Origin of the sequence: Sphingobium agrisoli (assembly GCF_041877245.1) — a bacterium.
Taxonomy (GTDB): Bacteria; Pseudomonadota; Alphaproteobacteria; order Sphingomonadales; family Sphingomonadaceae; genus Sphingobium.
This window is the reverse complement of sequence record NZ_JBHDJI010000005.1, coordinates 40,957-62,747: the sequence shown is the minus strand read 5'-3', so window position 1 is coordinate 62,747 and position 21,791 is coordinate 40,957. Positions and strand designations below refer to the sequence as shown.

Annotated in this window: 13 protein-coding genes; 8 read left to right on the top strand and 5 right to left on the bottom strand. The window is 68.3% G+C overall.

Annotated features, from left to right (window positions below; translation table 11 throughout):
- Positions 1–6 precede the first annotated feature (6 nt).
- Positions 7–192, top strand: coding sequence for a hypothetical protein (locus ACETPF_RS10180; RefSeq protein WP_066696002.1), 186 nt, complete (start codon positions 7–9; stop codon positions 190–192).
- A 3-nt stretch (positions 193–195) separates the two neighbouring features.
- Here ACETPF_RS10180 and greB read toward each other — a convergent pair whose 3' ends face one another.
- On the bottom strand, positions 196–678 hold the full coding sequence (gene greB / locus ACETPF_RS10175) for a transcription elongation factor GreB (protein WP_373934360.1): 483 nt from the start codon (positions 676–678) through the stop codon (positions 196–198).
- Positions 679–928: 250 nt separating this feature from the next.
- On the opposite strand from greB, the gene ACETPF_RS10170 reads away from it, so the two are divergent.
- The gene (locus ACETPF_RS10170) at positions 929–1,873 is read left to right on the top strand and encodes a hypothetical protein (protein ID WP_373934359.1); all 945 of its coding nucleotides are present in this window, start codon (positions 929–931) and stop codon (positions 1,871–1,873) included.
- Positions 1,874–1,891: 18 nt separating this feature from the next.
- Here ACETPF_RS10170 and ACETPF_RS10165 read toward each other — a convergent pair whose 3' ends face one another.
- Positions 1,892–3,928 carry a lytic transglycosylase domain-containing protein gene (locus ACETPF_RS10165; protein WP_373934358.1) on the bottom strand — a complete coding sequence of 679 codons (2,037 nt, stop codon included), beginning with the start codon at positions 3,926–3,928 and terminating at the stop codon, positions 1,892–1,894.
- A 146-nt stretch (positions 3,929–4,074) separates the two neighbouring features.
- Between ACETPF_RS10165 and dapA the strand changes: the two genes are divergently transcribed.
- The 6 genes from dapA (at position 4,075) to recA (ending at position 10,296) form a co-directional block, all read left to right on the top strand.
- Positions 4,075–4,953, top strand: coding sequence for a 4-hydroxy-tetrahydrodipicolinate synthase (gene dapA / locus ACETPF_RS10160; RefSeq protein WP_373934357.1), 879 nt, complete (start codon positions 4,075–4,077; stop codon positions 4,951–4,953).
- A 181-nt stretch (positions 4,954–5,134) separates the two neighbouring features.
- The gene (smpB, locus tag ACETPF_RS10155; RefSeq protein WP_066696017.1) at positions 5,135–5,617 is read left to right on the top strand and encodes an SsrA-binding protein SmpB; all 483 of its coding nucleotides are present in this window, start codon (positions 5,135–5,137) and stop codon (positions 5,615–5,617) included.
- Entirely contained in the window at positions 5,617–6,207 is a 591-nt protein-coding gene (locus ACETPF_RS10150; protein ID WP_373934356.1) for a DUF2062 domain-containing protein, read from the top strand. Before smpB ends, ACETPF_RS10150 begins: the two co-directional genes overlap by 1 nt.
- A gap of 34 nt (positions 6,208–6,241) precedes the next feature.
- Complete coding sequence (locus tag ACETPF_RS10145; protein ID WP_373934355.1) at positions 6,242–8,659, top strand: ATP-binding protein; 2,418 nt, start codon at positions 6,242–6,244, stop codon at positions 8,657–8,659.
- A gap of 84 nt (positions 8,660–8,743) precedes the next feature.
- Positions 8,744–9,100, top strand: a complete 357-nt coding sequence (locus ACETPF_RS10140; RefSeq protein ID WP_373934354.1) for a response regulator — start codon at positions 8,744–8,746, stop codon at positions 9,098–9,100.
- A 122-nt stretch (positions 9,101–9,222) separates the two neighbouring features.
- The gene (gene recA, locus ACETPF_RS10135; protein WP_373934353.1) at positions 9,223–10,296 is read left to right on the top strand and encodes a recombinase RecA; all 1,074 of its coding nucleotides are present in this window, start codon (positions 9,223–9,225) and stop codon (positions 10,294–10,296) included.
- A 202-nt stretch (positions 10,297–10,498) separates the two neighbouring features.
- Here the strand turns inward: recA and ACETPF_RS10130 are convergent, their stop codons facing one another.
- From ACETPF_RS10130 to ACETPF_RS10120, 3 genes are all read right to left on the bottom strand, one after another.
- Positions 10,499–11,968: an HlyD family type I secretion periplasmic adaptor subunit gene (locus ACETPF_RS10130; protein WP_373934352.1), complete on the bottom strand. Its 1,470-nt coding sequence runs from the start codon at positions 11,966–11,968 to the stop codon at positions 10,499–10,501.
- Entirely contained in the window at positions 11,965–14,139 is a 2,175-nt protein-coding gene (locus ACETPF_RS10125) for a type I secretion system permease/ATPase (RefSeq protein ID WP_373934351.1), read from the bottom strand. Before ACETPF_RS10125 ends, ACETPF_RS10130 begins: the two co-directional genes overlap by 4 nt.
- Before the next feature lie 105 nt (positions 14,140–14,244).
- Positions 14,245–21,771 carry a beta strand repeat-containing protein gene (locus ACETPF_RS10120; RefSeq protein ID WP_373934350.1) on the bottom strand — a complete coding sequence of 2,509 codons (7,527 nt, stop codon included), beginning with the start codon at positions 21,769–21,771 and terminating at the stop codon, positions 14,245–14,247.
- Positions 21,772–21,791: the final 20 nt, after the last annotated feature.

Genomic DNA, 21,791 nt, shown 5'->3' with positions numbered 1-21,791 from the left:
CACGCCATGCTCGTGATGTTCGTCGGCACCGACCGGACCCAGACCGCGATCAACCCCGCCCAGGTCACCTTCGTCACCCAGGTCAGCGATGGCACCCGCATCCGCTTCGGCGAAGGGCGTAGCGTCACCGTGACCGAGCCGATCGACGCGGTGCTGGACAGCCTCAACCGCGCGCTGCGACCGCACGAATAGCATTTATTGCGGATAGGCGATCGCTATCACCTCATATTCCTTTTCGCCCGCCGGCAGCACCACCCGGCGCAGATCGCCCACCGCCGCCCCGCGTAACGCCCGCGCCATCGGCGACCCCCAGCCGATGCGCCCGGCGTCGACGTCGGTCTCGTCATTGCCCACGATCGTCACGGTGCGGTGGTTGTCGTCCTCGTCGGCGATGGTGACGGTCGCGCCGAAATAGACCCGCGCCTTGTCGGGCTGCTGGCGCGGATCGACGATCTTGGCGTCCTTCATCTTCTTCGACAGGCGCTTCAGTTGCCCGTCAATCTCCCGCATCCGCTTGCGGCCATAGAGATAGTCGCCATTCTCGCTGCGATCGCCATTGCCCGCCGCCCAGCTCACCACCTCGACGATCCGCGGGCGTTCGACCCCCAGCAGATGGTCATAATCGGCGCGCAACTTCGCGAACCCTTCGGGGGTGATGTAATTGGGCTGATTATTCACTGGATTTCATTAGCCTGTGTTAATATTGGTATGAATAACGGGCAATAGTCCGATCGGTCGCGTCGCATCTACAACAGAAACAAGTCGGCAACATCGAAATTAGGGGATTTCCATGCGATTCGTCTTTGTCCCGGCCGCGCTCGCGGCCGCGTTCTTCCTGTGCGTTCCTTCCGCCTGGGCGCAGAGGGGGCCAGATGGCACACCGATTGATCCTTGCGCCAGTCGCGAGATAGCTCCGGGCATCCCGCAGTTGCCCAATGTTCCAAATCTGGGATTTGCTGCCGGCCATGATCGGCAGGCCGGTTCCTGGCGCGACGGTCTGGCCCGTAGGCAGGTGACCCAGACCGGTTGCGACACGGTCGCCTATGGCAGCCCCAACAGCGTCCAGACGCAGGCGTTTCAGACCGCCCTCGGGCTGGAGGAGTTCGAGCCCGAAGTGCCGATTGCCGATGTCGATGCGATCGGCCTCAACGGCACCTACTGGAAGGCGGGCGGGCAGGACGGCCAGCGAATCGACGGCTGGTATCGCCACGGATCGCGAATCGCAGAGGGCAGCCGGACCCGCTTCGTTATCGACCTGCCCGTCAGCGTCGTGCGCGCCAATGCGGAAGGCAGCGGCATTTTCCGTCTGCCTGTTCGCACCGCCCTGCTCGCAACCGTTTCGGCCGGCGTCGAATTCCACGCGACGCCCGACTGGACACTGACCCCGCGCGCTTCCTATGGCATCGTCGTTGCCGACAAGGCGTTCGGCGGCGACCGGGAACTGGTCACCGCCTCGCTCAGCAGCCTCTACCGGATCAGCAATGTCGGTCGCGGCGTCGTGACGATCGGCAACATGGTCGGATACAGCACCACCACCGGCGACTTCCTGCTCGACGCGCGCGACGCCGGGCAGACCCGCAACTGGATGTTCCGCAACGGCGTGGCCTATCAATTGCCGCTCCAGGGACGGGTGTTCGGTCGCGCCGGCACGCTGCGTGGCAGCTATACCTACTCCATCCTGACAAAGGATGTGGTGCCCTATGACGAGGTGCACCAAGCGGCGATCAGCCTGGGCGTGCGCGGACGGGAGGGCGGGCAGACCTCCGCCTTCGAGTTGCTGCGCATCGGGCTCATGTACACCCATGCCGATCACCAGTTCCTGCCCAATGCCGGCTTCGATGCCGTCACGCTGACCTTCGGCTATCGCTTCTGAGGCGCGGCCGGCGCCGGGTCACCCCGGCGTCGGCTTGCCCAGATAGCGGCTGAGCACCGCGGTCGTGCCCCGGAACCGCGCCCGCTCCGGGTTCATCGCTTCATAGACGACGGCATTTTCCAGCACGCGCTGCACATAGTTGCGCGTCTCGAAAATCGGGATCTGCTCGATCCAGCGCAGCATGTCCGCCCCGCCGACGCGCGGGTCGCCATTGGCGGCGATCCATTTGTTCACATTGCCCGGCCCGGCATTATAGGCCGCGACCGCGAGCGGATAGCTGCCGCCATAATAATCGAGCATGCGCTGGAAATAACCCGACCCCAGCAGGATATTGTAGCTGGGATCGTTGAGCGCACCGGGATTGTAGCTCAGCCCCAGCTTTCCCGCCTGCTCGCGCGCGGTGCCGGGCATCAGCTGCATCAGCCCGCGCGCGCCTGCATGGCTAACGATCTGCCGGTCGAACTGGCTTTCCTGCCGGGCGATGGCATGGACGATGGTCCAGTTATATTGCGCCTGGCTTGGCACCGGCACGCGCGGGAAGGCGCTTTCCCCATAACCGGTGAGGCCGCTGGAAACGGCGCGGCGGCCGACCATCACGCCCATGTCGGGCCGCCCGATCTTCTGCGCCAGTTCGGCGGCGAGGAAATGGTCGGCGTCGCTGTCGGCATTGTTGGCGATGGCGCGGGCGAACTTGCTCTGGTCCTCCCAATAGCCCATCTGCCCCAGCGCCCGGACGGCGCGCACGACCGATCGACTCTCGAACGCCGCGCGCTCGGCGGCGGAGATGGGCACCGGGCGGTCGACAGTGGCGGGAGCGGGGATCGGACGGCCAAGGCGCTCCAGTGCGAGCTGGCCGTAAAACTGGTCGGGATAGACCCCGGCCTGGGCGAAATAGCTATTGGCGCTCGCCGCGTCGCCCGCCTGAAGCGCGGCGCGACCGGCCCAATAATAGCCCTTCGACTTGGTCTGCGGCGACTTGGCCGCGTTGGCATAGGCGCGGAACATCGTCACCGCGTCGGTCGGGCGGTTGAGGTTGTAATAGGCCGTGCTGCCCGCCAGCCAAGCAAGGCTGGTATAATCGTCGCGCACCCCGATCGGCTGGTCCGAGAGGTCGGTGCCCGGCGGCACCGCATCGTCGATCCGGCTGGCGATGCCGTAGGCGTAGCTCCACTGGCTGTCATTGGCGGCGGCGCGCGCCTGCCCCAGCAGCAGTTCGTAGAATTTCTCGGGATTGCTTGGCCGGTAGGTGGCGGCCGGGCGGTTCGCCAGATATTGGCGCGCCGCGATCCAGTTGCCGCTGTCGCGCAGCCACAGCGCCTTGTCCGCGACATAGCCGGCATCGTTCGCCCCGGTGGCGTCGGCGCCCTGCATCAGCATAGCGGCGTCGGGACTCTTGCGGCGGAAGGCGACGCGCGCCTGGAAGGCCGGGCGGCGCGCGGGGCTGACATAGGCGATCATGCGCGTCGCGCCGTTAAGGTCGTTGGTCCACAACAAGGCATCGGCGCGCTGGTCATGATCGACGCTGGTGAAGGTGGAGCCGAACAGCGAGAGCAACCGCGCCTCGTCCGCCGGGGTGAGCGATCCGCCGACCCAGGCGCTGCGCGCGGCGACCCGCGCTTCGTCCATGCGCCCAAGCTGCATCAGCGCGACCGCGTTGCGGGCGTGGCCCGTGGCGGTGCGGGCGGGGAAACGCGCGAAGAAGGCGACCACCTGACGCGGATCGAAACTGTCGGGATTGATCCCGCCCTCGGCCAGCTTGCGCATCCGGTCCTCGCCCGGCCAGCCGGGATTGGCGATCAGGAAGCTCGCATAGGTCGAAAAGCCCAGGCCATCGCTCTGCTGGAGCGCGCGCCACTGGCTGATGGTGCCGGCGATGCCGCTGTCCTGCGCCACGCCGATGCGGCTTTGCACGTGTTGCCAGGGGCTGGGCTGGCTCGGCGGGCCCGGCAGCGGCTGCACCACCGGACCGGTCGGATATTCGGGCGGGATGGGCTGCACGACTTCGGTCTGCGCGCCCGCGCCGGCGGTGACGAGCAACAAGGCAACGATCGGCATGCGTATGAGGTAACTTTCAACATGGGATGAGGCGCGCATGCTGGACATTATCCCCATTGCATCCTTATCAGGCCCTGAATGGCGCGCTACAGCGCCCCGCTGACCGATCATGCCCCGGCCGCCCGGAGAAATGAAGGAGTAAAATCATGTTTTCGGGCTCGATTCCGGCTCTGGTGACCCCGTTTCGCGACGGACGGGTGGACGAGGCGGCGTTCCGCGCCTTCGTCGACTGGCAGATCGCGCAAGGATCGAGCGGCCTCGTGCCCTGCGGCACCACGGGGGAAAGCGCAACGATGACGGTCGAGGAGCATAATCGCGTCATCGCCATCTGCGTCGATCAGGCGGCTGGGCGCGTGCCGGTGATTGCCGGCTGCGGCTCCAACGACACGCGCATCGCGCTCGAACATATGTATGCGGCGCAGGCGGCGGGCGCGGACGCGGCGCTGGTGGTCGCGCCTTATTACAACAAGCCCAACCAGGACGGCGTTTACCAGCATTTCGCCTATCTCGCCGAGCGCTGCGACCTGCCGATCGTGCTGTATAATGTACCGGGCCGCACCATCACCGACATCGGCGTCCCCGTCATGTACCGGCTGGCCGAGGAATATCAGTCGATCGTGGGGGTGAAGGACGCCACCGGGAATCTCGGGCGGGTCACCGCCCAGCGGCTGGCCTGCGGCCCCGACTTCTGCCAGCTTTCCGGGAATGACGAAACGGCACTGGGCTTTAATGCGATGGGCGGCCGGGGGTGCATCAGCGTCACCGCCAATGTCGCGCCGCGCCTGTGCGCGGAATTTCAGGCGGCCTGCGCGGCGCATGACTGGGATGGCGCATTGGCGCTTCAGGATCGTCTCTACCCGCTGCACGATGCCCTGTTCAGCGATTCTTCACCCGGCCCGGTTAAATATGCGCTCACGCGGGTCCGCCCCGACATGCCCGGCGACGTCCGCCTGCCCATCACCTGGCCGTCGGAATCGAGCCGGGCGGCGGTGGACCGGGCGCTGGAGATTGCGGGATTGGTGTGAAGAATTTGGAAATCAGGCATATCATGCCCATTTACCGTTCGTCCTGAGTTGGCATTGAGCTTGTCGAAATGCCGTATCGAAGGACATTGTGGGACGCTGGTGCTTCGATACGCCGCTTCGACTTCGCTCAGCGGCTACTCAGCACGAACGGACGTTAAAAAATCGGAACAGCAATAGCATCATGGCCCGCCCCCGCCCCGAAACCTTCGACAAGAAGAAGATCGTCGCCGAAAACCGGCGCGCGAAGTTCGAATATTTCCTGGAGGACGTGTTCGAGGCTGGGATCGCGTTGCAGGGGACCGAGGTCAAGTCGCTGCGCTTTGGCGAGGGCAATATCGCGGACAGCTATGCCGAGGTGAAGGGCAGCCAGGTATGGCTGGTCAACAGCAACATCCCCGAATTCAGTCATGGCAACCGCTTCAACCATGAATCCAAGCGCCCCCGCAAGCTGCTGCTCCATGAGCGCGAGATCGCGCGGATGCACGGCGCGGTGGAGCGCAAGGGCATGACGCTGGTGCCGCTCTCGCTCTATTTCAACAGCCGGGGCAAGGTGAAGGTCGAACTGGCGCTGGCCAAGGGCAAGCAGAATCACGACAAGCGCGAGACCATCAAGGAACGCGACTGGAAGCGCGACCAGCAGCGCATCATGAAGGCGCACGGCTGATGGACAACCGCCTCACCCGCTGGTGGCACGCCAACGCCCCGACCCGCGAGTCGCTGGAGAAAAGCAAGGTGCTCGCTCCCGTCGCGCATCGCGTGCTGGAGCCTTCGCTCTGGCGCTTCACCCGCCGGTCGGTGCCGCGCGGGGTGGCGCTGGGCCTGTTCGTCGGTATCTTCCTGTTGATCCCCGGCGTCCAGATCGCCGGTGCGGCGCTGCTGGCTTTGCCGTTCCGCGCCAACATTCCGGTCGCGGCGGCAATGACTTTCCTGTCCAACCCCGCCACCACGCCGTTGATCCTGATGGCGTCGGTATGGCTGGGCAACTGGCTGCTCGGCCGCAGCGCCGATGCGTCGGGCTTCATGGCGCTGGTCGATCGGCACGCCTCTGTTCGCGAATGGTGCGCCTGGCTCTTTTCCGAAGCCGCGCCCGCGATGCTGATCGGGCTGTTCCTCATTTCGCTCGCCTGCGCCGTCGTCGGTTATGTGATCGCCGACCGGGTGTGGCGGCGCCGCATGGGCCGCAAATGGCAGGCGCGCAAATTGAGGATTGGCAAGGTCCACCAAAGCGGCGCATTGGAGAAGGCAAGCGTCTGATCGGGCGCGGTCCTTTTCCGGTGTTGCAGGGGCGATGGGATTGAAACGGGGTGAGCAAGCCTGGCTGATCCAGCCGCGCTCGCGCTTGGCGCTGCCGCTGCTGATCCTGGCCGCGCTGGCATCCGCCGGCCTTGTACTCTATGCGGCTGGCAGCTGGGCACTGGCCGCCGGCTTCGGCGCGACGATCCTGACCGCCGCCGCGCTGATGACCTGGTATCAGCATCTCTATCCGCCCGAACCTGCCGACCGGGAAGCGACCCCCGATTGGACCGTCGCCCGCGCCGCTGCCGATGCGTCGAGCATGGCGATCGCCGTCACCGACCGGGCGGGGCGGCTGGTCTGTGCGAGCGACCTGTTCGGCGAATGGTTTCCCGGCTATCCGACACCGCCCGCCATCGCCGCCGACGAAGCGCTGGCCGACAGCCTGGCGCGCGCCGCTCGCACCGCCTGGCGCGACGGCGCGGCGCGGCACGACGGCATGGTGCAGGGCGCGCTGCGGCTGGATGTCGAGATAACGCGGACGGGGCGGACCGAGGATTATCTCCTTTGGCGCTTCACCCCCGTTCGCCAGCCGAGCGCGCTCGATGACGTCCACCGCTTTCTGACCGGAGAGGCCGGGCGGCAGCTGGGCGAAGCCGGCATCATGGCGGTGATGATCGGCGGAGAAGGCCGAATCCGCGCTGCCAACGGCGCTTTCCTGCTGCGCGCGACAGGGCGGATCGACGCCAACATCACCGGCCGCGATTTCGCCGCCCATATGCGCGTCGATGGCAAGGCGCGGCTGTTCCTGGCGCGCGAGGAGCAGGGCGGCCTGCCGCTGCGCCTGCTCCAGGTGCCGCTAAAGCGCGCGACCCAGCCCAATGGCGCGCAGACGTCCGCGCAGGACGGGCCGATGCTGCTGTTGCTGATCGACGAGCCGGCGGGCGGCGGGGGCACCTCCGCGCTCTCCTATATTGAGACGTTGCTCTCGCTGCTGCCCTTCGGCCTCGCGATGGCCGACCGCGACGGGCGCGTCCTCTTCCTCAACAACGCCTTTGCGCGCGCGGCCGGCCTCAAGCCCGGCGACAAGCCGAGCTACCCCGGCGATCTGGTCGTGCGCGAGGATCAGGCGGCGGTGGCCGACGCGGTGCGGCGCTTTGCCGTCGGGCCGCAAATGTCGGGCGACATCGCGGTCAGAATGCGCGACAACCCCGACGATCCGGTCGCGCTCAGCCTGGCGGGCGTCCGGGGCCTCGGCGAAGCGGCGGTGCTGCTCAGCCTCAAGGACAATAGCGAGGAGAGCAAGCTCAAGCGGCAGGTGGCGCAGGCGACCAAGATGCAGGCGATCGGCCAGCTCGCCGGCGGCGTTGCGCATGATTTCAACAATATCCTGACCGCGATCATCGGCCATTGCGACCTGATGCTGATGCGCCATACGCCGGGCGATAGCGACTATGACGATATTCAGCAGGTCAAGTCGAACAGCAACCGTGCCGCCGGCCTCACACGGCAGCTGCTCGCCTTCTCCCGCCAGCAGACGCTGCGCCCGCAGATATTGCAGTTGCCCGACATCGTCGCCGACGTGTCCAATCTTTTGAAGCGCCTGCTCGGCGAAAATGTGAAGCTGGACGTGACGCATGGCCGCAATCTGGGCGCGGTGCGCGCCGATCCGGGCCAGCTGGAGCAGGTGATTGTCAACCTGGCGGTCAACGCCCGCGACGCCATGCCTGAAGGCGGCACGCTTAACATCCAGACCTATGCCGTCCCCGCCGCCAAGGTGCGCGAGATGCACCAGCAGATATTGCCGGCCGGCGACTATACCGCGCTCCGCGTGTCGGACACGGGCCTTGGCATTCCCCCCGACATATTGGCGAAGATATTTGAGCCCTTCTTCACCACCAAGGAACTGGGCAAGGGCACGGGCCTTGGCCTCTCCACCGTCTATGGCATCGTCAAGCAGTCGGGCGGCTATATCTTCGCCGAATCGGAACTGGGGCGCGGCGCGAGCTTCGTCATCTATCTTCCCGTCTATAGCGGCGCGGACGCGGACCTGCCGGTCGCCCCGCCTGCGCCCGTCCGCCGCGCGGAAACCTGGGGCACCGGCACTGTGCTGCTGGTCGAGGACGAGGATATGGTCCGCGCCGTCGCCGAACGCGCGCTCACGCGGCAGGGCTATCGCGTGCTGACCGCGCAGGATGGTGAGCAAGGGCTGGAGGTGCTCGGATCGGGCGAGACGATTGACCTCCTCATCTCCGACGTCGTCATGCCCAATATGGACGGCCCGGCCATGGTCGCCCGCGCGCGCCACAGCCACCCCGACCTTCCGGTGTTGTTCATGTCCGGCTATGCCGAGGAGCAGCTGCGCAAGTCGATCGACATCGCCAACGTCGCCTTCCTGCCCAAGCCCTTCTCCGTCAGCCAGCTTGCCGAAGCGGCGCGCGACGCGCTGGCGATGCGGCCTGCGGCGGAATGATCTTGCGCAGGGTTAAAGTGATTGCTCTGGGCAATGTCGCGCGGATCGGCTAGCGAATCGGCTGGGTTAGCAGGGACGTGCAGCATGTCGGACGCCAAGAGCATTTTGATCGTCGAAGATGAAGCGATGATCGGCATGATGCTGGAGGATTACCTCGACGCACTGGGCTACCGGCTCCACGCGGTCGCCTCCACGGTCGACGAAGCGTGCGCCCATGCGCGCGAAGGCGGGTTCGACGCGGCGCTGGTCGATTGCAATCTTCAGGGTGAAAAGAGCTGGCCCGTCGCCGATATATTGGCGAAGTCCGACATTCCCTTCATCTTCGCGACCGGCGGCATGGCCGACGATCTGCCGCCAGACCATGCCGACCGCCCGACCCTCGCCAAGCCGTTCACCATCGGCGCGGTGGAGCGGGCCTTGGGCCGGGTGCTGGGCGGATAGTCAGCGCGCGCGGGAGGCGAATAGGAAATTTCCGTTCCCCTCTTGTTCCGATAGAACAAACAGGATACATCATCGTCCAGGACGACGCGGACTCGCATGCCGCTTGACTTAAGGACCGGCTGATGACTGCACTGCTTTCACTCATCGATTCCAAGAAGACGGGGAATATGGACAGACAGAAAGCACTGGACGCAGCGCTCGCGCAGATCGACCGCGCCTTTGGCAAGGGCAGCGCGATGCGGCTCGGCAGCCGGGAGAAGCTGGAGATCGAGGCGATCCCGACGGGGTCGCTCGGCCTTGACATCGCGCTTGGCATCGGCGGCCTGCCCAAGGGCCGGATCATCGAGATTTACGGCCCGGAAAGCTCGGGCAAGACGACGCTGGCATTGCACGCCATCGCCGAAGCGCAGAAGGGCGGCGGCACCGCGGCCTTCGTGGACGCCGAACATGCGCTCGACCCCGTCTATGCCAAAAAGCTCGGCGTCAATATCGACGAACTGATCGTGTCGCAGCCCGACACCGGCGAACAGGCGCTCGAAATTGTCGACACGCTGGTGCGGTCGAACGCGATCGACGTTCTGGTGGTCGATTCGGTCGCGGCTCTGGTGCCGCGTGCGGAGATCGAGGGCGAGATGGGCGACAGCCATGTCGGTCTTCAGGCGCGCCTCATGAGCCAGGCGCTCCGCAAGCTGACCGGTTCGATCTCGCGCTCCAAATGCATGGTGATCTTCATCAACCAGGTGCGGATGAAGATCGGCGTGATGTATGGCAACCCGGAGACCACGACCGGCGGCAATGCGCTGAAATTCTACGCCTCGGTCCGGCTCGACATTCGTCGCACCGGGCAGATCAAGGATCGCGAGGACGTCGTCGGCAACGCGACCCGGGTGAAGGTGGTGAAGAACAAGGTCGCCCCGCCCTTCAAGCAGGTCGAATTCGACATCATGTATGGCGAGGGTATCTCCAAGATCGGCGAGCTGCTCGACATCGGCGTCAGGGCCGGGTTGGTCGAGAAATCGGGCGCCTGGTTCTCCTACGACTCGGTCCGCATTGGGCAAGGCCGCGAGAATGCCAAGACCTTCCTGCGCGAGCATCCCGAATTGTCGGAAAAGCTGGAAAAGGCGATCCGCGCCCAGACCGAAAAGGTCGCCGAAGGGATGATGACCGGACCCGATGCGGAGGATGATGGCGAATAGGCCCGATCGCCCTCGCCGGACGGATCATCCGGTCGAGGGGGTTGGGGCTTCCGCTCACCTTGCGCGTCACGCACCGAAAAGGCCCGCCCGTTGTGGCGGGCCTTTTACCGTCGGCCTTTTGGCGGCGTCGCTGCCGAAGGTCGCGCGAGAAGGCGCGGCCGGCTCAAGTTTTGGTGCCGATAGGGTCGCCTCTGTAGCGGGCTCACCGCTCGCGGCCAGCCTCCGCGCCGGCCTCCACCAGCGGCGAAAGCAGATACTGGATGATCCGCCGCCGGCCGGTGCGGATTTCGGCCTGTACGCGCATGCCCGATGTCAGTCGCAGCAGATGGCAGTCGCGCGAACCGGGGCTGCAATCGCCCGAGCGCAGCATGGTGTCGGACAGGCGGACCCGCACCTTGAAGCCGGTCGGGCCGGCGGGATCGGGCCGCGCCTCTTCCTCCAGCCCCTGCACCGAATCGCGGCCGATCGAATGGACGACGCCGTGGAGCATCCCGTAATCGGTGAACGGATAGGCATCGACCTTCACCTGCACGCGCTGGCCCAGGCGCACGAAGCCGATCTCCGCATTGGGCACCAGCGCCTCGACGAACAATGGCCCACGGCTGGGTACGATGCTGACCAGCGGCTGGGCGGCCTGTACCGTCCCGCCGACAGTCCGCACGCGCAGCTGTTCGACCGTGCCATCCACCGGCGCGCGGATCTGGAGCAGGGCGCTGCGCCGCTGCGCCTTCGCCAGTTCGCGCTCGCGCAGGCTGGCGTCGTCGCTCGCCTTGCTGAGGTCGGCCAGGCTGCCGCGCGACAGCGCCGCGCGCAGCTGCTGGCGCTGCAGCGCGAGGTCCGCCAGCGACGCGCCGGCCTGGGCGGCGAGGCTCTGCTGCTGCTCCATGTCGCGCAGCCGTTCGATCCGCACCTGCTGGATCTGATAGAGCGAGACTTTGGACTGGTAACCCTTGGCCGCCAATTCGCTTCGCATCCCGATTTCCTTGTCGAGCAGCGCCAGCGTATCGGCGAGCATCGCGCGCTGGCGCTGGGCCGATTGCAGCTGAGCCTGTTTTTCGGCCTGCTGCTGCGCGATGCTGGCGGCGCGCGCCTCATATTCCCCGATGGTCGATCGGACGAGCTGGCGCTGCACCGCCATTTCCTCGGGCGACAAGCCGGGAACGGCGCGCATCTCGGCGCGGCCGCCCGCCAGATAGTCGATCAAGGCGCGCGAGCGCGCCGCCTCCACCTGCGCACTGTCGAGACCGCGCCGGGCCTGGTCCGAATCCGCGCCGACGATGGTCGAATCGAGCGAGATCAGCAGTTGCCCGCGCCTCACGTTATCGCCCTCCGCCACATGCACCGCGCGCACGACGCCGACCGTCCCTTCCGCCCCGTCGCCCGATCCGCCCCAACTGACCGTCTGGACGCTGTCGAGCGGCGCGATCCGGCCCGGCGCGGCGACGATGATGTCGACCTTGGCAAGGATGCTCCAGAGCAATGCGATGCCCAGAAACCCGCACAGCAGCCAGAGCAGCAGCCGGCCCACCGGGCTGGGCGGGCTTTCGATGATCTCCAGCGCGGCGGGGAGGAACTCGGTCTCGCGCCGCTCCAGGCGTTCGGCCGACGCGGCGCGATCGAGCGCGAGCGACTGCCGCACCATCTCCCAATGCCGGCCGATCCCTTCCCTCATGCCGTGCCTCCGCCAAGGCCAACCTGCGAGCGGAAGAGGGCGGCATAGCGCCCCCCTGCGGCCAGCAGCGCGTTATGATCGCCCATCTCGGTGATCGAGCCGCCCTCCACCGTCATGATGCGGTGGCATTGGCGCACGGCCGATAGGCGGTGGGCGATGATGATGACGGTGCGGCCGGCGGCCATCGCCGCCAGATTCTGCTGGATGATCGCTTCGGATTCCGCGTCGAGCGCCGAGGTCGCTTCGTCCAGGATCAGGACGCGCGGGTCGCACAGCAGGGCGCGGGCGATGGCGATGCGCTGCCTTTGGCCGCCCGACAGGTTCGCGCCGCGCTCCTCGATCGGCGTGTCATAGGCATGGGGCAGTTCCAGGATGAAGTCATGCGCGCCGGCAAGCCGCGCCGCGGCGATCACCCGCTCCATAGGCGCGGCGGGGTCGGCGAGCGCGATATTGTCACGCACCGAGCGGTTGAAAAGCTCATTTTCCTGAAGCACCACGCCCATCTGCCGCCGCAGCCAGGCAGGATCGACCAGCGTCAGGTCGGTGCCGTCCACCAGCACCCGGCCGCTGGTGGCGACATAGAGGCGCTGGATCAGCTTTGTGAGCGTGCTCTTGCCCGATCCCGAGGGGCCGACGATGCCGACCATCTCGCCCGCGTCGATGTCAAAGCTCAAATCGCGCAGCACTTCGGGACTGTCGGGGCGATAGCGGAAGCGCACCCGGTCGAAGCGGATACGCCCTTCGAGCGGGGGCAGCACCGCCTTGGTCGGGTCATGCTGCGGTTCGGGCCGGGTGTTGAGGATGTCGCCCAAGCGGTCGATCGAGATACGCACCTGCTGGAAATTCTGCCACAGCTGCGCCAGCCGCAGGATGGGGCCGGAGACATGGGAGGAGAGCATGTTGAAGGCGATCAGCGTGCCGACGCTCATCGCGCCGCCCATCACCTGCCGCGCGCCAAAATAGAGCAGGGCGATCATCGTCAGCTTCGACACCAGCTGCACCAGCTGTCCGCCCCAGTTGGAAAGCTGCGCCACGGCGAAGCTGGTGCGGGTGTAGCCGGCGATCTGCCGCTCCCATTTCTCGCGCATCTGCGGTTCGACCGCCATGGCCTTCAGCGTCCGGACGGACGTGACGCTTTCGACCAGGAACGCTTGATTGTCCGCCCCGCGCGCGAATTTCTCGTCCAGCCGGCGGCGCAGCGGCGGGGTAATGACCATCGAAATGGCGACATAGGCGGGGATAGACAGCACAACGATCAGCGTCAGCAGCGGCGAATAGAGCAGCATGACCGCGAAAAAGACGAGGGTGAAGAAGACGTCGAGGATCAACGTCACCGCATTGGAGGTGAGGAAATCGCGGATCGTTTCCAGCTCATGCACGCGGGCCACGCTATCGCCTACGCGGCGCGATTCGAAATAGGCGAGCGGGAGGCTGAGCAGATGGCGGAACATCTGCGCGCCCAGTTCCGCGTCCACGCGACTGGTCGTATGCGCGAACAACCAGGTGCGAAGGCCCCCCAGCGCCACTTCCCACAGGCTAACGACCAGCAGCGCAAAGGCAAGGACGGCGAGCGTCGTCATCGCGTCATGCGCCAGCACCTTGTCGATCAGCAGCTGGAAGAAGAGCGGGGTCGCGAGCGCGATCACCTGAAGCACGAAGCTGGCGACGAACACGTCGCGCAGCGCGGCGCGATATTTGACCAGCGCCGGGATGAACCAGCTGACGTCGAAGCGGCGTGCTTCGCCCGCAATCTGTTCGCGCGTGGTGAGAAGGATCAGGCTGCCGCCATATTCGGCCTCCAACGTCGCCTGATCCCACACCTCGGGCGCGGGCGCATCGGGCCGCTGGACCAGGGCACCCCCGGCCGCATCGACCTTCCCCAGGATGAAGAAGCGGCCATCGCGCCCCTGGGCGATGGCGGGCAGGGGCAAGGTCGATAGCGTCTCGGGCGGCGCGCCGACCTGTCGCGCCTTGACCGACAGGCGACGGGCCATGCGGACGATGTCGTCGGCATCGAAGGGGTCGTCGCCCCGGCCCCGCTCGCGCTTGATCTGATCGGCATCGGCGGGCCGGCCGTGGAAGGCGAGCAGCAGCACCAGCGACGCCAGTCCGCTGTCGACCGGCTGCGACCCCGCGTGCTGCGGCGCCGGCGGCGTTTCAAGCCCCATCATTCACCTGTTGCCGCGACCGACGCGGGCGCTCCCCCTGAATTATAGCGCAGCATCGCATAATCGCGGGAAGAGGCAAGGCGCAGGCGCCTTGCCTCTTGTCCCCGCTCAGACCGCCTGCAAATGTCGGCGATCGAGCCCGCCTGAGGAAGCCAGCAGCAGGTCGCGGGTCGGCAGGCCATAGCGGCTCGGCCGGTCGATCCGTGCAGCGCCCTGATCCGTGCCGAAGCTGGCGAGACCGGCCACCAGGTTCTGCAACTGGCTCTGCTGGCTGATGGGCGCGGAGGCAGCCGGCACCGGCGCGGGCGCCGCCTTTTCCGCCGGCGGATCGCCGATCAGCAGATTGCCGAAGAAGCCGCTGGTCGCGCTGTTGATCGTCAGCGACATGGAGACCCGCAGGTTGAGCGTGTTGCTGCTGTAGAGCGACGCGCTGAGCGAGCCCAGATCGACCGCCCGGTTCGTGAAATAGCTGACCGCCGCCGCCTGCGAGGCGAAGCTCTGATTCAGCAGGGTCGAGCCATTGGCGGAGATCGTCACCGTTACATTGCTGACGCCCGTCCCGAAGCCGGAGCCGTTGTAGAAGCCGACGACGAGATTATCGCGCGAGGGCAACTGATTGAGATCGACGGTGAGATCGACCGTGCTGTTGACCGTCTGGGTGCCGACACCCGCCGCGCTGTATCGGCCGCCCATCTGCGCAATCGCGAAATAGGAGGGCGACTTGGCGGTGAAGGCAGCGTTGATGTTGCTGTTGCCCGACAGGATCGCCGTCACGTCCGCATTGGTCGGCGCGCCGAATATCTGCGCGACGCTCTGCTGCGTCGTGGTGTTGCTCGCCGCGAGACCCAGGGATGCGCTGGTCAGCGCCCGCGACGTGTCGAGGATGCTGCTGGTGCCGTAAAGGCTGGCATAGGCATCAGCCCGGACACCCGTCACCAGCTTGCCCCCGAAGTCCGACGCGATCGAGGTCGAGCGAAGGGTGCCGCTGTTCCCCCTGGCATAGGCGAGCGCGTCGGCTTCGCTCAGCGCGCCCCTGCCGCCGTCGGCCCAGGCTTGCGAGTTGACCGCCTTGCCGGTGACGAGCGACCGCGCATCGGCGGAACTGCCCGCGCCATTGCTCGTGCTGCCCGCGCCGCCGTCGCCGCCCACCGCCGTGGCGACGACGCTGGCGGTGTTCGCCGCCGTCAGCGTGCCATAAGCGGTTGCGTCGGCCCCGGCACCGCCCACCTTGTTGCCATCGCCGCTGCCGCCATAGGCATTGACGGTCATGCCGACGCTGGTGCTCTGGGTGGTGTTGGCCGTATCATCGAAGGTCAACTGGCTCGATGCGCTGCCGCCGGCTCCGCCATTGCCATTATATGAATAGCCGCCATTGCCGGCATAGGCGCTCTGGTTGAGCGACAATGTGCCGCCGTTGCTGGAGCCTTTCACCTTGTCGAGCAAGGTCACTGCGCCGCCCGCGCCGCCATTGGCGGTGTTGTAACCGGTGCCGCCGGTGCCGCCATAGCCGTTGAGCAGCGCCGTCACCGCGCCCGCGCCGTTGGTGCGCGCTTCGGCCGAGGACAGGCCGTTGATGCCGCCGCCCGCACCTGCGGACCGGCCCGCGCCCGACGCCGTGCCGCCGTTGCCGCCATAGGCATAGGCGCTGGCTGATACGGCGTTGGCGAGCGTCGTCGTGCTGAGCGCGGTCAGCGACACGCGGCCGTTGCCGCCCGCGCCGCCGTTGCCGCCGAGCGAGGATTGGCCACCGCCGCCGCCAGTGGCGCTGCCGACCGCCTGGACCGCGCGCGCACCCCTGATGGTGCTGATGCTGATCGCCGATGCGCCATTGCCGCCGGAGGTGTTCGATCCGTTACCGCCACCGCCGCCCTGGGCGGAGATGCTGGCGTAGATCTGCGCGCTCTTGTTGACCTGAGTCGTGTCGTTGAAATTGAGGTTGGAGGTGGCAGAGCCGCCCGCGCGCGCGGTGCCGGTATCGCTGCCGCCGCCACTGCCGCCCACGGCGCGCTGGTTGAGGGAAAGATTGCCGAGCTTGGTCGACCCGCTGACGGCATCCACCAGCGAACTGGCCGCCCCTGCGCCCCCACTTGCGCCGCCGGCGCCGTTGCCGCCCGCGCCGCCCGTCTGGGTCACGCTTGCCGACGCGGTGGTGCCGCCGCTGTCCGCGCGCGCGGTCGCGCCGCTGGCGACGCCGCCCGCGCCCGCCGTGTTGCCCGCGCCATGGCCGTCGCCGCCCCGGCCGCCGAGCGCCGTCATCGTGGCGCTGACCGTTTCGGCGCCGGTCGTGGTGGACGATGCGGTGGCCGATCCGGTTGCCGTGCCGCCAGCCGCTCCGTTCCCATTGGATTGGGCATAGCCGCCAGCGCCGCCGCCGGCATTGCTGGTGAGCGACACGCCCTTGGTCCCGGTAGCCGAGGCGTTGCTGGTCGCCGCGCCGCCGATGCGGCCGTTGGTGCTGCTGGTGCCGCTGCCGCCCGCGCCGCCGGACGCGGAACTGTTGGCGTTGAGCTGGTTGCTTTTCGTGCTGCTGGCTGTGTCATCGACGTTCAGCGTCGATGCCGCGCTGCCGGCCGCGCCGGCGATGCCGCCATAGCTGTAGCCGCCCGCGCCGCCATAGAGCGTCTGGTTGAGCGTCAGCGTGCCGCCATTGGTCGACCCGCGCACCCGGCTGGTCGCCGCGACGGAAGCGCCCGACCCACCCGACGCGCCGCTGAACCCGGTGCCGCCATTGCCGCCGTAGAGGTAGAGCGTGCCCGTGGCGCTGGCAGTTCCGCCGGAATAGGCGAAGGCGGAGGATGCGGTCGAAACCCCGCCGCCATTGCCCGCAACATTGCCCCCGCCCGTCGCACTGCCGCCATTGCCGCCGGCAGCGGACGCATAGGCCGACGCATAATCGCCGCTCAGCGTACCTGTGCTGGTGGCGGTCGTCGAGGCGCGCGCCGTGCCGCCATTTGCGCCATTGCCGCCCGCGCTCGATGCGCCGCCCGCGCCACCGGTGCCATAGGCGCTGGCATTGACCTGGCGCGTGCCGGTGATCGATCCGATGCTCGTCGCGTCCCCGCCGTTGCCGCCATTGGCATTGGCGCCGTTGCCGCCACCGCCGCCGGTCGCGGTGGTGGTGGCGTACAGCGTGTTGGTCTTGTTGACATTGCCGGCGTCGTCGAAGGTCAGGCTGGAGTTCGCGTTGCCGCCGACGCCACCAACCGCATCATTGCCATTGCCGCCGAAGCCGCCGCGCGCCTGCTGCGACAGGTTGAGACTCCCCGCCTTGGTCGATCCGGCGACGGCGTCGGTGAGGCTGCTCGCCGCGCCCGCGCCGCCGGTCGCGCCGGCATAGCCCGCGCCGCCACTGCCGCCATATTGGTTGACAATGGCGGTCGCGCTGGTGCCGCCGCTGTCGGCCCGCGCCAGCGAACCGCTGGCGACGCCGCCCGCGCCGCCGGTCTTGCCCGCGCCCGATCCGCTGCCGCCGCTGCCGCCGCTGGCCGTGGCGGTTGCGGTGACCGAGTCGGCAAGGGTGGTCGTGCTGTTCGCCGAGGCGGTGCTGGTGGCCGTGCCGCCGACCGCTCCATTGCCATTATCCGATGCATAGCCGCCCGCGCCGCCCAATGCATTGGCGGAAACGCCCAGCGCCCGGGTCGCCTTGCCATTGGCGGCCGCCGTCGCACTGCCGCCGACGCGCCCTGCCGTGCTCGCCTGGCCGCTGCCGCCTGCGCCGCCGGTCGCGTTCGCGGTAACGCCCACGCTGTTGCTCTTGGTTGCGTTCAGAGTGTCGTCGAAGGTCAGGCTGCTGTTCGCCGTACCGGCCGCGCCGGCTGTGCCGCCATAGGAATAGCCGCCGCTGCCGCCGAGCGCCGTCTGGGTGAGGCCGAGCGAGCCGCCGTTGGTCGATCCCGTCACCTTGTCGACGATCGACGCCGATCCGCCCTTGCCGCCCGACGCGGCGGCAAAGCCCGTGCCGCCGCTGCCGGCGGTCAGATTGAGCGACGCCGTCACAGACCCCGTCCCGGCGCTCCGTGCGGTAGCGGACGAGAGGCTGCTGACCGCGCCGCCGGTGCCCGCCAGCCGGCCCGCGCCGCTGGCGCTGCCGCCGGTGCCGCCATAGGCATAAGCGATGGCGCTCACCGCATCGCCCAAGGTCGTATTGCTGGTGAAGCTGATATTGGCCCGGCCCGTGCCGCCCGCGCCGCCATCGCCGCCGGTGGACGAGCCGCCGCCCGAGCCGCCGCTGCCGGTGACGCTGCCCTGCATCGCCCGCGCGCCGGTGACGGTTTCGCTGGCAACGCCCGATCCGCCCTTGCCGCCGGCGGTGCCATTGCCGCTGCCGCCGATGCCGCCATAAGCGCCGCTATAGGCGTAGAGCAGGTTGCTCTTGTTGGTGTTGAGCGTGTCGTTGAAGGTCAAGGCCGAGGTCGCATTGCCGCCGATCCCGGCAACGCCTGCCTCGCTGCCGCCGCCTCCGCCGCCATACGCATTCTGGTCGAGCGACAATGTACCGCCCTTGGTCGATCCGCTGACGGCGTTGGTGAGGCTGCTCGCCGCACCGGCGCCGCCGTTCGCGCCGCCATAGCCATAGCCGCCGGAGCCGCCGCGCTGCGCCACGCTGGCGCTCGCGGCGACGCCGCTGCTGGTGGCGCTCGCGCTCGTGCCGCTCGCTACGCCGCCCGCGCCGCCGGCATGGCCCGCGCCCTGCGCGCTGCCGCCCGCGCCGCCGCTCGCATTGGCGCCGGCCGAGACCGGGTCGCTGCCGTTGACAAGGCTGGTCGTGGTGCTGGTGGCGATAGTGGACGCGGTGGCGGTGCCGCCCGCGCCGCCATTGCCGTTGGCGCTGCCATAGCCGCCGGTGCCGCCGGTCGCATAGCTGCTGACGGTGACCTGCTTGGCGCCCTTGCCGTTCGCGCTGGCGCTCGCCGCGCCGCCGTTGCGGCCGTCCGTGCCGTCCTGTCCGCTGCCGCCGGTGCCGCCCGTGGCGCTGATCGACATGGACAGAAATTTCGCCTGGGTCGATTTCGCGGTGTCGTCGAAGGTCGCGTTGGACGTTGCCGATCCCGCCGCGCCGGCGGTGCCGCCATAGCTGTAGCCGCCGCTGCCGCCTGTCAGCGACTGGGCGAGGTAGAGATTGCCGTTGCGGCTCTGGCCATCGACCCGGTTGGTGAGGCTGACCGAAGCGCCCGCGCCGCCATTGGCGTTGGCGTAGCCGGTGCCGCCATTGCCGCCATAGCCGGTGACGGTCGCGCTGGTGTTGCCGCCGCCGCCGCTGGCCGAGGCATAACTCGTGCCGGCGACGCCAGCGCCATTGCCGCCCGTTTCACCCACGCCGGTCGCATTGCCACCACTGCCGGCCGCGGCATAGGCGGTGGCGTTGGTGCCTTCCAGATTGACCGTGCTGCTGGTCGCGAAGGCGCGCGCCGATGCGACTGCGCCATCGCCGCCCGATCCGTTCGCCGACGCGCCGCCGCCACTGCCGCCCGCGCCATAGGCATAGGCGGTAACCTCGCGATTGCCTGTCGCATTCGCAAGAGCCGTCCCTGACGCGCCGTCAGCCCCGTCCGATCCCGAACTGCCCGCGCCGCCGGTGCCGCCCGAGGCGGAGCTATAGACGTTGACGAGCCGGCTCTTGTTCGCGCCCGAATCGTTGAACGTGAGCGAGGAGGTCGCCGCACCCGCCGCGCCGGCAAGACCGCCCGCGCTGCTGCCGCCCGATCCGCCATAGACATTCTGCGACAGGTAAAGCGTGCCGCCGTTGGTCGATCCGGTCACGCGGTTGGTGGCCGATCCCGCCGCGCCCGCGCCGCCCGCCGCGCCGTCATAGCCGGTCCCGCCATGACCGCCGCGCAGGGTGAGCGTCGCGCTTGCCTGGCCGACGCCGGCAAGGCTCGCCGACGCGGACGAAGTGCCCGAGGCCGCGCCGCCCGCGCCGCCGGTGCGCGTGGCAGTATCGCCATAACCGCCGTTGCCGCCCGTCACATTGACTGTGCTGGTGACATAGTCGTTGAGCGTCGTCGTGCTGCCCGCCGCCCCGGTGCCGGTCGCCGCGCCGCCATTCCCGCCGCTGCGATTGTCGCTGGAGCCGCCGGAAGCCGCGTTGGCATAGACTGACAAGCTGATGTTGCGCGCGCCGGTGATCGTGGCGGCGGAAGTCGCGTCGCCGCCGATCGCGCCCGCACTGTTGCTGCCGCTGCCCCCGCCGCCGGCGTTCGCCGTCACGCCGACATTGAGCTGCACGCTCGTCGTGCTGTTGGCGGTATCGTTGAAGGTCAGGCTGGACGCTGCCGCGCCGCCGGCCGCCGCAGTGCCGCCCGTCGATCCTCCCCCGGCGCCGCCTGTCGCCGTCTGACCCAAATTCAGCGTACCGCCATTGGTGCTGCCGGCAACGGCATCGGTCAGGCTGCTCGCCGCGCCCGCGCCGCCGTTCGCGCCGGCATAGCCATAGCCGCCGCCGCCGCCGGATTGGCTCACGGATGCCGACGCGCTGGTGCCGGTCGTCTGCGCCGAGGCCGTCGCGCCGCTGGCGACGCCGCCCGCGCCCGCTGCGCGGCCCGCGCCGCTGGCATAGCCGCCGCTGCCCCCGGTAATGCTCGCATAGGCGCTGACCGCGTCATTGCCCGCCGTCGTGCTGACCGCCTGAGCGCCGCCTGTAGCTGCGCCGCCTGCCGCGCCATTGCCATTGCCCGAAGACCCCCCCGAGCCGCCATAGGAATAGACATTCGTCTGAACGCTGCGGGTTCCGGTCAGCGATGCTGAGGCGCTGGCGTTCCCGCCGGTGCGCCCGGCCGTGCCGCTGTTGCCGCCGCCGCCGGTGCCGCCCTGCGCCGTGATGCTACCATAGACCAGCGCGCTCTTGGTGCTGTTCGTCGCGTCGGTGAAGGTCAGGCTGGACGTAGCGGACCCAGCCGTTCCAGCCGTTCCTCCGTCCGAATAGCCGCCATTGCCGCCGGTCGCGTCGTTATAGAGGTAGAGATTGCCGCCATTGGTCCGGCCGGTGGCCGCGTTGGTGGTTGTGGCGGAAGCGCCAGTGCCGCCATTCGCGCCCGAATAGCCGGTCCCGCCGCTGCCGCCGACGCGCCGTGCACTCGCGACGACGCTGCCCGCGCCGTTGCTGATCGCGGTCGCCGTGGCGGCCCCGGCTGCGGCGCCATTGCCGCCCTTGCGCCCCGCATTGACGCCATATCCGCCGCTGCCGCCGAAAGCGACCGCCGTCGCCTCGACATAATCGCTGGTCGCGGCGGTGTTGGTCGCGCTGGCGCTCGCCGATCCGGTGCCGCCAGAGCCACCGCTGCCGCCAAGGCCGCTCGACACGCTGCCGCCGCCGGGGCTGCCGCTGCTGCCGCCCGTGCCGCCACTGCCGGTCGCGACCGCAATTGCGCCGCCTGCACGCGATGTCGTCGCGGTCGCCGATCCGTTGCCGCCGGCGCCGCCCGATCCGGCATTGCCGCCGGTCGTGCCGCCGCCCCCGCCACTGCCGCCGCTTCCGCCCTGACCGCCCTGCGCATAGGCGCGATTGTCCGCGTCCGCAGGCGTGCTCGTCACGGCGCTGACGGATTGTCCGGTGCCGCCATTGCCGCCGGAGGCGCCAGGCGTCGATCCATTGGAACCAGCAGTACCGGTCGTGCCGGTGATTGAGACGTTAGACATGGCAACGGCCCCTTTATGCT

What these genes read in the sequence shown, in the direction of transcription:
- ACETPF_RS10125 (WP_373934351.1), bottom strand. Translation starts at nt 14,139, where the DNA reads ATGATGGGGCTTGAAACGCCGCCGGCGCCGCAGCACGCGGGGTCGCAG.
- ACETPF_RS10165 (WP_373934358.1), bottom strand. Translation starts at nt 3,928, where the DNA reads ATGCCGATCGTTGCCTTGTTGCTCGTCACCGCCGGCGCGGGCGCGCAG.
- ACETPF_RS10120 (WP_373934350.1), bottom strand. Translation starts at nt 21,771, where the DNA reads ATGTCTAACGTCTCAATCACCGGCACGACCGGTACTGCTGGTTCCAAT.
- ACETPF_RS10140 (WP_373934354.1), top strand. Translation starts at nt 8,744, where the DNA reads ATGTCGGACGCCAAGAGCATTTTGATCGTCGAAGATGAAGCGATGATC.
- ACETPF_RS10180 (WP_066696002.1), top strand. Translation starts at nt 7, where the DNA reads ATGCTCGTGATGTTCGTCGGCACCGACCGGACCCAGACCGCGATCAAC.
- ACETPF_RS10150 (WP_373934356.1), top strand. Translation starts at nt 5,617, where the DNA reads ATGGACAACCGCCTCACCCGCTGGTGGCACGCCAACGCCCCGACCCGC.
- smpB (WP_066696017.1), top strand. Translation starts at nt 5,135, where the DNA reads ATGGCCCGCCCCCGCCCCGAAACCTTCGACAAGAAGAAGATCGTCGCC.
- ACETPF_RS10130 (WP_373934352.1), bottom strand. Translation starts at nt 11,968, where the DNA reads ATGAGGGAAGGGATCGGCCGGCATTGGGAGATGGTGCGGCAGTCGCTC.
- dapA (WP_373934357.1), top strand. Translation starts at nt 4,075, where the DNA reads ATGTTTTCGGGCTCGATTCCGGCTCTGGTGACCCCGTTTCGCGACGGA.
- recA (WP_373934353.1), top strand. Translation starts at nt 9,223, where the DNA reads ATGACTGCACTGCTTTCACTCATCGATTCCAAGAAGACGGGGAATATG.
- ACETPF_RS10145 (WP_373934355.1), top strand. Translation starts at nt 6,242, where the DNA reads ATGGGATTGAAACGGGGTGAGCAAGCCTGGCTGATCCAGCCGCGCTCG.